Origin of the sequence: Vibrio sp. 10N.222.49.C12 (assembly GCF_041475025.1) — a bacterium.
In the GTDB taxonomy this organism is placed as follows: Bacteria; Pseudomonadota; Gammaproteobacteria; order Enterobacterales; family Vibrionaceae; genus Vibrio; species Vibrio crassostreae_C.
In genome coordinates, this window is sequence record NZ_JBFRVF010000055.1 from 104,002 (window position 1) to 118,366 (window position 14,365).

The following is a 14,365-nucleotide window of genomic DNA, read 5'->3' on the forward strand; positions in this document are numbered from 1 at the left end:
TCATCCCAGTGAACCCTGTGTTTATAGGGCGTTAGTTTGTGCACCTTGGATTTGCATCGTCGAACATTTTGATAGTTAACGAATAAAACTTAATAGATCATTCAGAGGTAAAAATGCAAAAGAAGCATTGGTCCAAATTCGAGTTGCTGCATGAAGTCGTAACCAACCCCAATATTCACGTAAAAGGTCAACACAGTTATTACAGCGATTGCTGGGATAATGGGTTCGAGCAATCTGTCGTCCGTTATTTACATGGCGACGAAGTCAGCCGCCAGTGGGAGCCTCGATGGGAAATCGACGAACTCCATATCGGCGATTATGTCTGCATTGGCGCAGAGGTTGTGATTTTAATGGGTGGCAACCATACCCACAGAGTTGATTGGTTTTCGCTGTATCCATTTATGGATGTAATCGACGATGCCTACATTGGCAAAGGTGACACTCACATTGAAGATGGGGTGTGGTTAGGCATGAGAGCGATGGTGATGCCCGGTGTGACGATTGGCGAAGGCGCTGTGGTTGCAGCGAATAGTGTGGTGACTAAAGACGTCGCTCCATACAGCATTGTCGGTGGTTCTCCAGCTAAAGTCGTCAAATACCGCTTTGATGAGTCCGTTATTGACGAACTCATGTCATTCAAAATATACGAGTGGCCCTCAGATAAATTTGAAGCGCTGAAACCGTATTTATGTAACTCAGACTTTTCAAAGTTAAAGCAGGCGATAACGGATTACGACAATTGTTTGTAAGGAGCACTTGTAACGAGCGTTTGTAAGGAGCGTTTGTAAGGAGCGTTTTTAAGGTACGGGTATAGCCACAGATTTGTGTAGAAAGATCTGTGTCATATTTATATTGAAAAACACGTTAAATCAGTCCGTTACCTTGCAATACTCAACATGGTGTACCAATCTTATTTCATAAGCATGGATAAGGATTGTGTATGCCCGCAAGTTCAATGAAAAACAAAGGGGTGGTGGGGAAAGTCTTACTGCCTTCTTTACTCATAAATCTTCTCTCTCTCGCCGTTCCGTTAACGGTTTTGCAAATTTACGATCGTATTTTACCTAACCAAAGTTACGGTACTGCCACTTTGTTGTTGGCGGGTGCAGCGTTGGCTGTTGCCATGGAAGCATTGATCCGGTTTGTGCGTACTTGGCTTTTGTCAGCCGCGGCCAGCAATACCGAGAAAGCGACCTATCAAACTTTGGTTGAAAGAGTAACAACGGCTTCATCAGGCCATCTCCGCCACATTGGTGTTGGCGGCGTGGAAGAGGGGCTTGGTTCTGTATCCAAAGTCAAAGATTGGTATTCCGGTGGTGTGATTGCAGGCTTTATTGATTTGCCTTTTGCCTTGATCTTCTTGGGCTTGGTGGCTTACATCGGCGGTGAGCTGGTGGCGATACCTTTGGCAGTTTGGCTGATTACTCTCGGAATCGTTTGGTTATCTTCTATTCGCGTTAAAAGCTTAAGTGAAGAAGCTTCCCAAGATGAGCAGGAGCGAAAAGCGTTCTTGATTTTACTGAGCCAAACCATTCAAGGAATCAAACGTCAGGCTGTTGAGTCTCGAATCTTCAATCAGTTTAAATCCCTCAATAACGTTCGCTCTCAGTCTAAAGCGAGAGAAGAAGAACAGAACGCCTTTGCCCAAGAATGTATTCAGCTTGCCGCATTAGCCACGTCAGTTTTACTCGTAATTACGGGGAGCTTGTGGGTGTTGGATGGTCAGTTAACTACTGGTGGCTTGGCGGCATGTTCTATCTTATCTGGCAGAGCGGTTGCGCCTTTGAGTGCTCTGGTTGGGGTTAGAATCAAGCTTAATTCAATACACAGTGCCAATCAGGCAATAGAAAAATTGAGTGACTTATCATTATCGGAATCTTCAGATTCTGAGCAAGTTGAGAACCACTTATCTGACTTTGAGACGTTGGAAATCAAGCAAGCGACCGTTGAAAGATATGGTGAACTCTCTCATGCAGATGTCACACTGAATAAAGGTGAGTTGGTTTTGTTAGAGAGTGAGGATCGCCACACCAACAGTCATTTATTGTCGTCGATTGCAGGTATTGATGATCTAAAAGCGGGTGAGTGCTTCATTAACGGAGCTGCAGTTTCAATCGCATCCGTAACCAATATTGCTGCCTACTGTGGCGTTAAAGGGCAGTTGGTGTCGGGTACTATTCTCGACAACTTGTGCGGGTTTGACCCTGAGAAAACGCAAAGCGCCAGTGACTATGCAAAGCGTTTGGGTTTAACCAAAGAGATTACTCGATTACCCGATGGACTAGAGACACAAATTGGCCATACGAGTGCTTCTTTGTTGAGTATGGGTAACGTGAAAATGCTCAATATCGCGGCTCAATTGGCAAGTGATAAACCCATAATCATGTTGGAAAGGCCGGATTCTTCACTTGATTTAGACGCCCTTGGGAATCTAGCTAAGGTGTTGGAAGAAGAAGTAACGGCAGGACGCACGATACTGATGGTGAGCTACCATTCGAAGCTTCGCGAATTTGCTAATCGAATCATTACAGTGGAAAGTCGAGCTATTACGGTCGACAGCGAGAGCAATCAGGAGGCCGTCGTATGAATCGTTTAGATATTGGTAACCCTTCAGGTACGAACAACCGTGCAGATACCAGCGGTCGACAAGAGGTGATGAATCATTTAGAAACCGAGAGCCTTTCCGTTCTTAAGCAGTTGGAAGTTAATGCTAATATCCAGTTGTTCGCACATCAATGGGTCGATGAAAATGGCATTGAATCAATCGACGATATGTTTGCCTTGTTCGACAGGCTTGCACTGCCTTATCGCTTGGTTGCCAACCTAGATGAAGTTGGTGAACATAAATTGGTCTTACTGGTACTTGGTGAACATGAGCTGGTCTCTGGTCATTTGGAATCCAAGCAATTTGTTGCCTTTAATGCCAATAACGACATCACCGATGTCCCTCAGTTTTGTATTGTTATCGAAGGGCCACCATTAGAGAAGGCCTCTCCTGATTGGGTTGGTGAAAGGTTACATGCGTTTCGCCCCATCATTCCTAAATTGTTATTGGTCAGCTTTATCACTAACTTATTTGCGCTTGCTGTTCCCTTCATCACGATGTCGATTTATGACCATGTGATTGGTGGTGATGCAGGGCATGAGTTGCAAGGTATCGCCATTGGCGCGGCGTTGTTGTTTGTGATGATGGGTTGGTTGAGAACATTACGTAGCCGAGTGTTTGCTTCAGTTTCCAACCGAGTAAGTCGTGAGATTTCTCAATCCCTCGTGCAGCGTCTGCTTCGTAATAGCTATGCTCAAAATCAGCAAACAGCTTCTTCTAGTCAGCAAAACCAAGTGATGTTGTCAGAGCGTATTTCAGGTGTGCTATCGGGGCCATTAGGAAATGCGTTATTTGACCTACCATTCATTCTAATTTTTGTACTAGCGATAGGAGTTTTAGGCGGATGGTTGGTACTGGTTCCAGTCGTCTCTTTAATCCTTTATTACTTGCTAGCAAAACGCTCGATACGCTCTAGCAGCAAGCGCTCGATGCAATCGACAGTCGCAGGTACGAATCGTCAAAACATGACTAATGAGCTGTCATCCAAGCTTGCCTTTATTCGCAGTGCTGGATTCTCAGAGCACTGGATTCAACGTTTCAAAAAAGCCAATCTTCTTGCTTCAACAGTGACCTTTAATCAATCGGTTCTCCAGAGTCGGTACACCTCGATTTACTATTTCATTGGTGTGGGCTCGACACTCGCCGTGATGGGGTTAGGCATAGGACTTATTTTTGAACAAGTGATGACGCCCGGTGGTTTGATTGCTTCAATGATGTTGATATCTAAGGTGACGGGTCCTGCTCAGGTGTTGGCAAACAGCGCGATGCGTTTTAATAGCTTTAATCAATCCAAGCTGCAAGTGAACCGTATTTTGTCTCAGCCGTCTGAGCGTGAATTCAGTTACCAGCATCACCCGTTACCCGTGGTAGCGCCTAACTTGAAATTAGACCAAGTGACGCTGCGCTATCCCAAACAGAGTCGCCCCGCTTTGAATGGTGTGAGTTTTGATATTGAAGCCGGTGAAGTTGTCGCGATTACCGGCCCTTCTGGGAGCGGTAAATCAACATTAATTGAAGTGCTGTCTGGCTTGCAGCCTATCCAAAATGGCATGGTCGAGCTTGAAGGCGTTAACCTCGTTCAATACGACCCGCAGCTTTATCGCCACTGGTGTTTCATTCGAGCCGCATATCCTGATTTGCTTACGCTGAGTATTCGAGAGTGGCTAAACGACGGTCACAAAGTCGAAGATCAGAAAATGATCTCTGCAATTGAAATGGTCGGCGGAAAGCGTTGGTTCGAGACATTATCAGGTGGGCTCGATACTTCCATCAGCAGTATTAAGCCGGACAGCCTTTTTGACATGTTGTCTGGCAGCGTCGCGCAGATCCTAATTGATGCAAAAGCGCTGGTTTATGACTACCCAATGTTCTTAATGGATAATCCTGTGCCTGATGCTCACCCAAATGCTAAACGTATATTTGGTGAGTTTGTGCAGTCGAAAAAAGGAAAAGCAACGGTGATTTACACGTCCCACGATCCGGATTTAATCAAGCTTGCCGATAAAGTGGTGGTATTAAATGAAGGTGCAGTGGTTTATGCCGGTCCATTAGAGCCGGAGCAGTCTTCGAAGCAGGAACAGCCTTCAGAGCCTCAAGCTTCTCAAGAACCGCAGTTATCTGAGCAACCGTTATCTCAAGAGCTACAGCCGTCAACTCAAGAGGCGTCTGCTCAACAAAATGCAGCCCAACAAGAACAATCAGAGTCTAAGCAAGGAGTCGCTAATGACTAAACAATCTATCGAGAAGGGCAAGCGCTACGGTGAGCTTGTTGAATCACAAAATACGGCTCGTACATTGGCGCTGGCCACATGGTCGGTTGCCTTATGTGTTATTGCTTTTGCCACTTGGTCTGTAGTCACTCAAGTTGATGAAATCGCCAAAGCCAAAGGTGCTGTGATTCCGGAAGGCGAGAAGCAAGTATTACAAAGTGCGATTGGCGGTAAGTTAAAGCAAATTCTTGTTAAAGAAGGCCAGTTGGTAGAGAAAGGCCAGCCGCTTGTTGAGTTTGATGCCACTTTCCAGCGTACCGCCCTTGAAGAGCTAAAGTCCCAACAAGTGACGCTTCTAGCCAGTGTGGAACGTATGAATGCGCTGCTTGAGCAACGTGAGCCTAACCTTGCTGAGTTTGAGGTCGATTACCCAGAGATCGTCAGCCAACAAAAAGCGCAGCTGAACGCGCAAAAAGCCCTCTACTTCCAAAAGCGTGTGGTGCTTGAGAAAGAGAGCGAGCAAATTGCAGAGCAGCTTCGTAGCGTAGAAAAGGCCTTGCCGAGTTATGAGAAAGAGTTAAATGCGACTAAGCAAGAGTTGAACATACTGGAGAAGGGTTACAAAGCGGGTAACATTTCACGTTTACGTGTGCTTGAAATGCGACAAAAATTGGCCAGTATCGAACAGAAAATCGAAGAAGCTCGTGGTAAGAAGTCGGTATTGATTAGACAAGCTGACAGTAATGACCAAAAAATCATACAGCTTCTGGCGGAGGCGAAAGCTAAAGTGAGCGATGATCGTTCTAAAGCCGTATCTGACTTATCAGCATTGAATGCTAGAGTTCGTTCAAGCCAAGCTAAATTGACGAACACTATGTTAGTGTCACCGCTACAAGGCTTGGTGCAAAGCATACCAAGCACGCAGGATGGTGGTGTTATTCAGCCGGGTGGCACGGTAGTTGAAATTGTGCCTGTCGGAGGGAACGCTGACTTCAAAGCACGTTTGTCCCCAAGAGATATTGGTTTTGTGAGTGTTGGGCAGCCCACTCGAGTCAAGATTGATGCGTTTGATTACAGCCGCTTTGGGGCTTTAAAAGGGGCGGTAGAGAGTATTTCACCGACCACAAGTCAAAGCGAACGTGGCGAGATCTATTATGAAGTTGTAGTGTCGGTTGATACGCCTTACTTCCGTGATAACCCTGAAAGCTTTTCCATACTGCCGGGTATGACGGGTGAAGTAGACATCACAACTGGCGAGAAGTCGGTGTTCCAATACTTATGGAAACCGATTTATACCAATGTTAGCGTGGCGTTTGGAGAGAGGTAAAGTCCTCCACTCTGGCTTGCATAAAAAAGGAGCACATGCCGTGCTCCTTTTTTTATCTAACCGAAGGGGTGATGTTCTAGTTATTTGGGTCTATGTCAGGCAGTCCGTCAACGTCATTATGATGGTGTAAAGAATCATCAATAGATGGGTTATCGGTATGGTGAGACAGCCCATCACTCATACCATCGTCAGTTTGCTCAGCCCCATAAGCACTCTCGGCATCACTGAAAATGATATCGATATCATGCGCTACTGGTACATTGTGTGACGGTGAATCTATAGACGGCGAGTCAGCATTAATACCCAGAGCGTCTAGGTAAGCATGGGCACCAGAACGCTGTTCGTGTTCGCCTATCGCTGTATGTTCTAGGTTTGCCGTCACCTCATCAAAATTAAGAGTAACTTCATCAGGGGTGCTGAAAGAGGCATCCGGTTCATCCGCTTGGCTCATGCCGGGTGCTGGAGGAGGTGGTGGAGCGATTGGCGATAAATCCATGCCAGTTAGTGTGGTTTGGTCAATGTGATGTCCGCTGTTTCCATGGACGGATTGCGAGTGCAAATGTAGGTGCACCGCGACTTGTGAGTTTTGATCGCCTCCTAGGGTTAAAACAAACGAGTCGGTTTCGTCTGTACCACTACCGTAAGAGCCTCCTGTATGTGTCTTAACGACGCCTGATGAAGTTTGTTGGTAATCGTAACTCAACTCTCCGGTTGCAGGATTGACATGCAAAGTACCAAATTGACCGTGTAATGCAGTGAGAGAGTGTCCGTGGTGATCTGATATTCCCCAGCCTGTCATTGGCGTAGGCGTTCCTTGGTGAATAATTGGAGGAATTCCGATTGAGGCATGCAGGTCCTGATTGCCTGCACTGCCGGTAATTTTTGCAGGGGCAACTAGGGTTGGCATTGGTGGAACATCGCTGTGTCCATCAATGCGCATTTCAACTTCTTGAGTTGTAATGCCCCCGTGTCCATCATCGACTAATAGAGAAAACTTATCGGTCAATTGTTCACCATTATTTAAAGCATTAACATGGCTATTGCTGTTATTAAGTGTGTAGACCCAAGTTTGTGTATTGCTATTATAGGTAACAGAACCATACTGTGGCTGATGTTGGCTATCAATACTGACAGAATGTTGATCGCTATGATCAACATCGCTGATAATAATTTGCCCAGAGGTCGCATTTGCAGCATCTTCATCAATGTTATGTGCACCTGCGATAGCTTCAGAAACTGTTGGTTTATCATTAGTACCATGCACATAGAGGGTAATAACCTGCTTATCACCACCAGCAGTCGTTACTTCATATTGAACCTGCTCGACTTGCCCTGCCGCTAAGTGTTGAATATTGGCATTGGGAACCGAATAAGCCCAATCACCGGCTTTTCCAATGGTCAGATGACCGCCATAGGGATCACTGAGCGCATGGGCATTACGAGTGTCGTAAAAATGATCTTCACTGGCATCAGGATCGATAACATTCAACACGCCAGTGACAAATATCGTATGTTGAGCATCACCTTGTACATGGCGATCTTCTGTAATTTGACCGCTTTTATCTCCGGTGAAGATCGCAGCATCGCCAACTGCCGAGAGTGTTGTTGATGCACCGGTGTGAGTCACACCACCGTGGGGATCTTTAACGTCATAGCTAAAGTGCACATCGCCGTTATAGTCTTTTTCTGGGGTAAAGGTAAACGTGCCATCGGTATTTAAGGCAATAGCACCGTGGTCGGCGTGTAGGTTTTCAATGGATAATTTGCCAATATCGTTGTCGTCAACATCGCTAGAATTGGCCAGTAGCTGTGCAGGAGTGAGGACTATCTGGGTATCTTCTAAGCCATTCGCTAAACGCACTTCAGCCGAGGCAATTGGCGCATCATTGGTGCCATGAACGGTCACTGTGATATCTTTTTTAGCACTGCCATCAATAGATTCAACGGTAAAGGTTTGCTGGAAGCTTTCCCCTGCGCCTAAATGTTGGACTTTATCATTGTCAATATCGTATGACCAATGGCCCTTTGCGTTGATATTGAACTGACCACCTTCGGTGGTGGTGATGGTTTGTGCGATAAAACCGGCTTGGTCGTGATCCGGGTCAATGACCTGTAACGTGCCACCACTGCTGAGCTGATTGGTGGTATTGCCAAAGGAAGTATGATCTTCGTAAACATGATTATTTAGGCTGGAGTAGGGCGTCACTGCAATTTTTGCTTGGTTATCTTCACCGGTCACTTTCACCATAATGGTGAGCTTCTGACCATCAGTGGTTTCGACTTCGTAGGGGAGCTCCATCGACTCGCCAGCATGTAGGCTACTGATTAGATCGTCCGGATGATGATTGGTACCTGTATTTAATCTGAATTGATAAGTGCCATTAGGCCAAACATCAAGGTAACCAGGTGCAAACCCTTGACCTAAATATTTACCGCTAAAAACAAACTGAGTGTTATCGCTACTATCAGGGTCAATCAGCTGAAGCTGGCCTCTATAGGATTTAAATTCGCTATCCAGCGCTTGTGTTTCAGTGAGCTGAATGACATTAGAAACCAGTGTGGCTTTATCATCTGTCCCGGCAATCGTAAGCGTGGCGGTTTGTTGCGTACTTCCACCATGGCCATCTTCTACTTGATAAGTGATAGCGATTTGTTGCGACTGACCATTGGCCAAATGATTAAATGCGGGATCAGTGGCATCAACAATTAATGTATGACCATCAGTATCTAAGGTGATACCTGCGGGGATTTTCCCTGCCTGAAGTTGACCATCGATGGCATATTCAAGGTGACTGACGCTTAAAGCGTCGCCGTCTTTGTCTGTGGCACCTACTAGCAGATTGAGGGTGTGATGATTATCGGCCCCCTCACTGACACTGTCGGTTAAAGGCGTCACATCAGGGGTGTCGTTAACCGCAGCTAAGTTGGTGGTTGCGCCGGTGTGGGTGATACCGCCGTGTCTATCGGCAATATCATAGTTAAAGTGGACTGCACCATTATAATTAGGGTCGGGATTAAAGGTAAAACTACCGTCCGAATTTGATACCACACTGCCGTGGTCTGCAGTCAAGTTTTCAACGTGTAACCACCCTCTATCATTAACATCGACATCGATAGTATTGGCGACTAATTGAGCTTGTGTAATATGTATTGAGGTATCTTCTTTCCCTGAAGGTAGCGTCACCTCACCACGTATTACTATCGGTGCATCATTATTACCGTGCACAACTACGGATACACTTTTCGAGACATGACTACCATCAGTAGACACAGCCTCAACTGTAAAGTGCTCCCAATACTCGTTACCGTCTCCTAGTTTTTTCGCTTTGTTCTGGTCAACGTCGTAATGCCATTGTCCATCTGTACTTAGGTGGAACGTACCATATTGACCTCTAATGCCAGTTATTGGTGTTTGTGTCCAACTCACCGTATCGTGAAGGTCAACATCGTGGGCTATTACGCTGCCGGAAACTGAAGCCCCTGTTTGGGCATTTTCTACGACATGACCAAGTTCCGACTTAGAATCGATTACGACCCCATCCTCGGTACCATTCACTTTTACTGTGATCGGAAATTCAGTGCCGTCAGTGGCTATTAGCTTTATCGATTCCGTGAATGATTCACCTTGTTTTAACTCTTGAACGTGAGCATTACTATTATCACCAATATAGCTCCAACAATGTTCTCCTGTGTGGGGGCCAGTTGTGATCGTGTAAAACTGAAATTTCCCATAGGGTGTCGTCACATCTAAGTTACTGCCTAGATCCCATGTGTATTGCTTACCTGCAAACTCGACAGTCACTTGTTGGTTAGAGCTATCTACATCGGTTATTTGCAAAGCTTGCCAATCAACTGCATCCATTATGTTTACGTTCGTACTCATATGCGTTGCAACATCTTCAGTTGCTACGCCATGATCAACGCCACTTATAATTGTTTTGTCATCGACGGCTACAAGCGAGGTGGTTGCGCCGGTGTGTGTTACACCACCGTGAGCATCTTTAACATCATAGCTAAAATGCACCGCTCCGTTGTAGTCTTTTTCTGGGGTAAAGGTGAATGTGCCATCGCCATTAATTAAGATCGAACCGTGGTCAGCCTGTAGGTTTTCAATGGATAATTTGCCAATATCGTTGTCGTCAACATCGCTAGAATTGGCCAGTAGCTGTGCAGGGGTGAGGACTCTCTGGGTATCTTCTAAGCCATTCGCTAAACGTACTTCAGCTGATGCAACTGGCGCATCATTGGTGCCATGAACGGTCACTGTAATATCTTTTTTAGCACTGCCATCGATAGATTCAACGGTAAAGGTTTGCTGGAAGCTTTCCCCTGCGCCTAAATGTTGGACTTTATCATTGTCAATATCGTATGACCATTGGCCCTGTGCGTTGATATTGAACTGACCACCTTCGGCGGTGGTGATGGTTTGTGCAATAAAACCGGCTTGGTCGTGATCCGGGTCAATGACCTGTAACGTGCCACCACTGCTGAGTTGACTGGTGGTATTGCCAAAGGAAGTGTGATCTTCGTAAACATGATTATTGAGGCTGGAGTAGGGCGTCACTGCAATTTTTGCTTGGTTATCTTCACCGGTCACTTTCACCATAATGGTGAGCTTCTGACCATCAGAGGTTTCGACTTCGTAGGGGAACTCCTTCGACTCGCCAGCATGTAGGCTACCAATGAGTTCATCTGCATGACGATTGGTACCAGCATCTAATTTGAATTGATAAGAGCCATTAGGCCAAACATCAAGGTAACCAGGTGCAAAACCTTGACCTAAATACTTCCCGCTAAATACAAACTGAGTATTATCACCACTATCAGGGTCAATCAGCTGAAGCTGGCCTCTATAGGATTTAAATTCACTATCCAGCGCTTGTGTTTCAGTGAGCTGAATGACATTAGAAACCAGTGTGGCTTTATCATCTGTCCCGGCAATCGTAAGCGTGGCGGTTTGTTGCGTACTTCCACCATGGCCATCTTCTACTTGATAGGTGATAGCGATTTGTTGCGACTGACCATTGGCCAAATGGTTAAATGCGGGATCAGTGGCATCAACAATTAATGTATGACCATCAGTATCTAAGGTGATACCTGCGGGGATTTTCCCTGCCTGAAGTTGACCATCGATGGCATATTCAAGGTGACTGACGCTTAAAGCGTCGCCGTCTTTGTCCGTAGCACCTACTAGCAGATTGAGGGTGTGATGATTATCGGCCCCCTCACTGACACTGTCGGTTAAAGGTGTCACATCAGGGTTGTCGTTAACCGCCGCTAAGTTGGTGGTTGCGCCGGTGTGTGTTACACCACCGTGTGCATCTTTAACGTCATAGCGGAAGTGTACATCGCCGTTATAGTCTTTTTCTGGGGTAAAGGTAAACGTGCCATCGGCATTGTTTAGAATAGAACCATGGTCAGCATGCAGGTTTTCAATGGTTAGTTTACCGGCGTCATTGGCATCCACATCGACGGTATTCGCTAATAGTTGCGCGGTGGTTAAGGTTTGGCGTGTATCTTCACTGCCATTTGCAAGCACCACTTCAGATGAACAGTAAGGTCTGTCGTTACTGCCGTGAATGGTGATGACAATATCGTGTGTTGTACCATCTTTTGAATGGACTGTAATCGTATCGGTTAAGCTTTGCCCTTCACCAAGTTGGTCAATTGCAGTGCCACGCGTTGTGGGTCTAGCACCTATACCTGATAGATGCCCAGCATCGGCATGGTAATGCCAGGTGCCATCGGTGAGTAAGATTAGATCGCCATAGGTGCCGTGATAGTCGTAACCATTGCTACCTTGGCGTTCAAATCCTGACTCGCCTACATCGGGGTCTGTGATGGTCAGCTTGCCATCAGCATAGAGTGTTGTATTGCCAAGTGTGGCGATGCCTGAGTGAGCATAGTCGGGTGACATGTCGACACCCGCGCTGTTTTCGGTTATTGAACCAGTATCAACGCCAGCGATTTGGGCTTTATCGCCAACAGCCGAGAGCGTCGTTGATGCGCCAGTGTGTGTTGTACCACCATGCGCGTCTTTCACATCGTAGGTGAAGTGGACGCTGCCGTTGTAATTGTGGCTTGGAGTGAAGGTGAAGGTTCCATCGTGATTGTCTTGAATCGAGCCATGGTCAGCATGCAAATTAGCGATAGTGAGCTTACCTGCATCGTTGGCGTCTACGTCAACAGTATTAGCGATTAGCTCGGTTGCTGTGATGGTTTGAGCAAGATCTTCTTTACCGCTGTTCAGTTGCACTTCACCAGAACAATACGGACGGTCGTTATCGCCATGAACGGTGACAACAATATCGTGAGTGGTGCCATCAGCCGATTTGACGGTGACAGTATCCGTTATCGATTCACCTTGGCCGAGGTGATCAATCTTTCTACCTGTTGCGTCTTGGCCTATGGAAGCGTAGTAGCTCCAATCTCCGTTACTCTGAAGTATGACACGACCATGAGTGCCGTAATAAACGCCGGTTTGGGCATGGCTTTCACCGGAGTCTGGATCAACAATGTTCAGGTGACCATCAGTGTGTATTTCGTCGTTCCATAATTTGCCGATGTTTCCATGCATATGATCTGGTGAGCGATCATCGACGTAGCCACCAGACATTGTACCATCTGGTGCTGTATAGGTATGCCCTTCATGAACATCTCCAGTATAGACACCGCCGATAACGGCAGAATTATTAACCCCTGTAATCGTTATTGAGAGGTTTTGAGTGCTGCTCGCATTATGCTCGTCTGTGACTGTTACTGGAACAGTCAATGTCTTCGTGACACCTGATGCTAACGATTGATAGCTAGAGTGAGCAGGATCGAAGCTATAACTGCCGTCCGGATTAACCACCAAGCCATCAATCTGCGGTGCGCTGTAAGTCAAGGCCGCACCGGTATCAATATCTTGGCCAACCATTTGTCCATTTAGAACGCTTCCACCTTCAGTCACTGAGTGGGACTGAGCATTGATGGTTGGGGCATCGTTGGTACCATGAACCGTTAGCTCTATCGTGTGTGTTGTACCATCTGCTGAGCGTATAATGGCTGAATCGTGTTTAACTTCGCCTTGCGCTAAGTTCTGTATATTGCGGTTGTCGAGGGTATAGGTGTAGTGACCGTCGCGCATGAGCAGTATGTGCCCACCCAGTTTGGTGTCGTAGCCAATACCTTGATAGGTTTGTGAGCCTATATTCGGATCAAACTGTGCCTCTCCCTTATCAGGGTCTTGGATGTTTAATCTGCCGTCGTAATGCAGTTGGTAGTGGGTATCTATATAGCCGCGATCTTCAGTTACTCCCCGTAAGTCTGCATTGGCTTGTGCGTCGGTAATAATCGCGTTATCTGGAGTTGCGATAAGATCAAACTTAGCTAGAGTGCTGACGCTGCCCCCATGGCCGTCAACTACATCATAGGTGAGTCGAATCTCACCATTGAAATCTTTATCTGGCGTGAAGGTATAAGTGCCATCTTTATTATCAGTCAGGCTACCGTGTGTCGCTTGCAAATTTGTCACGTGCAATACATCGCTACTATCCACATCGCTTGCATGTGTTAGCAAGTCAGAAGCCTTGATGGTTACGGGTTGATCCTCTTTACCCGCAGGAAGCTGAGTCCACGCACTGACAATTGGTTTGTCGTTGCTGCCTTGCACATCGATAACGACTTTATGAGGGACTGTCGCTCCTGTTGAATCGGTAGCGGTGATCCAGAATGATTCAGACTGATGTTCACCAGCCGCGAGTTTATCCGCGGCACCGCCGGTTGAATTGTCTAGCTGATAGTGCCAATGACCATGCTGATCAATCGACAGCGTTCCCCATTGACCTTGGGGTTGATTGATTGCCCACGTAACGGTGTCGGACTTATCTATATCAGTCGCGATTAAGCTCCCTGTCGCATCGGGGTTTCCTGCCGTGTTCAAGCCCTGTTCGATCACCGCGCCACTTGAGGTACCTGAGATAGTAGGGCGGTCATTGGTGCCATTAATCGTCACTTTGATGGTCGAGGGTGTGCCATCAACCGACGATACCGTGAAGGTCTCTTCGACTTTATCGCCGACATTCAATTGATTAAACGCGCTGTTGGCGGTGAAGAACCAATGACCATTGGCATCAATAGTCAGGTCACCGTTGGTGCCTGAAATAGAATCCGGTGTGAATGCATTATCTGGATTATCCACGTCAGTACTGGTCAACGTTCCTGATGTCGTTACCGCTTTGT

The 14,365-nt window shown here is 46.5% G+C and carries 4 protein-coding genes and 1 pseudogene; 4 read left to right on the top strand and 1 reads right to left on the bottom strand.

Annotated features, from left to right (window positions below; all coding sequences use genetic code 11):
* Window positions 1-113: 113 nt before the first annotated feature.
* The 4 genes from AB4583_RS16480 (at window position 114) to AB4583_RS16495 (ending at window position 6,142) form a co-directional block, all read left to right on the top strand.
* On the top strand, window positions 114-749 hold the full coding sequence (locus AB4583_RS16480) for a CatB-related O-acetyltransferase (RefSeq protein ID WP_017061734.1): 636 nt from the start codon (window positions 114-116) through the stop codon (window positions 747-749).
* Window positions 750-940: 191 nt separating this feature from the next.
* Window positions 941-2,587: an ABC transporter ATP-binding protein gene (locus tag AB4583_RS16485; protein WP_017066510.1), complete on the top strand. Its 1,647-nt coding sequence runs from the start codon at window positions 941-943 to the stop codon at window positions 2,585-2,587.
* Window positions 2,584-4,836, top strand: coding sequence for an ABC transporter transmembrane domain-containing protein (locus AB4583_RS16490; protein ID WP_372118372.1), 2,253 nt, complete (start codon window positions 2,584-2,586; stop codon window positions 4,834-4,836). The genes AB4583_RS16485 and AB4583_RS16490 overlap by 4 nt, the downstream gene beginning before the upstream one ends.
* Window positions 4,829-6,142 (top strand): HlyD family type I secretion periplasmic adaptor subunit, encoded by a 1,314-nt coding sequence (locus tag AB4583_RS16495; RefSeq protein ID WP_017061737.1) that lies wholly within the window; start codon window positions 4,829-4,831, stop codon window positions 6,140-6,142. Before AB4583_RS16490 ends, AB4583_RS16495 begins: the two co-directional genes overlap by 8 nt.
* 76 nt (window positions 6,143-6,218) lie before the next feature.
* On the opposite strand, the pseudogene AB4583_RS16500 reads toward AB4583_RS16495, so the two are convergent.
* Window positions 6,219-14,345 (bottom strand): annotated as a pseudogene (locus AB4583_RS16500) (VCBS domain-containing protein); the annotation flags it as partial.
* Between the last annotated feature and the right edge of the window lie 20 nt (window positions 14,346-14,365).

Coding starts and splice junctions, on each gene's coding strand:
- AB4583_RS16480 (WP_017061734.1), top strand. CDS start 114: ATGCAAAAGAAGCATTGGTCCAAATTCGAGTTGCTGCATGAAGTCGTA.
- AB4583_RS16485 (WP_017066510.1), top strand. CDS start 941: ATGCCCGCAAGTTCAATGAAAAACAAAGGGGTGGTGGGGAAAGTCTTA.
- AB4583_RS16490 (WP_372118372.1), top strand. CDS start 2,584: ATGAATCGTTTAGATATTGGTAACCCTTCAGGTACGAACAACCGTGCA.
- AB4583_RS16495 (WP_017061737.1), top strand. CDS start 4,829: ATGACTAAACAATCTATCGAGAAGGGCAAGCGCTACGGTGAGCTTGTT.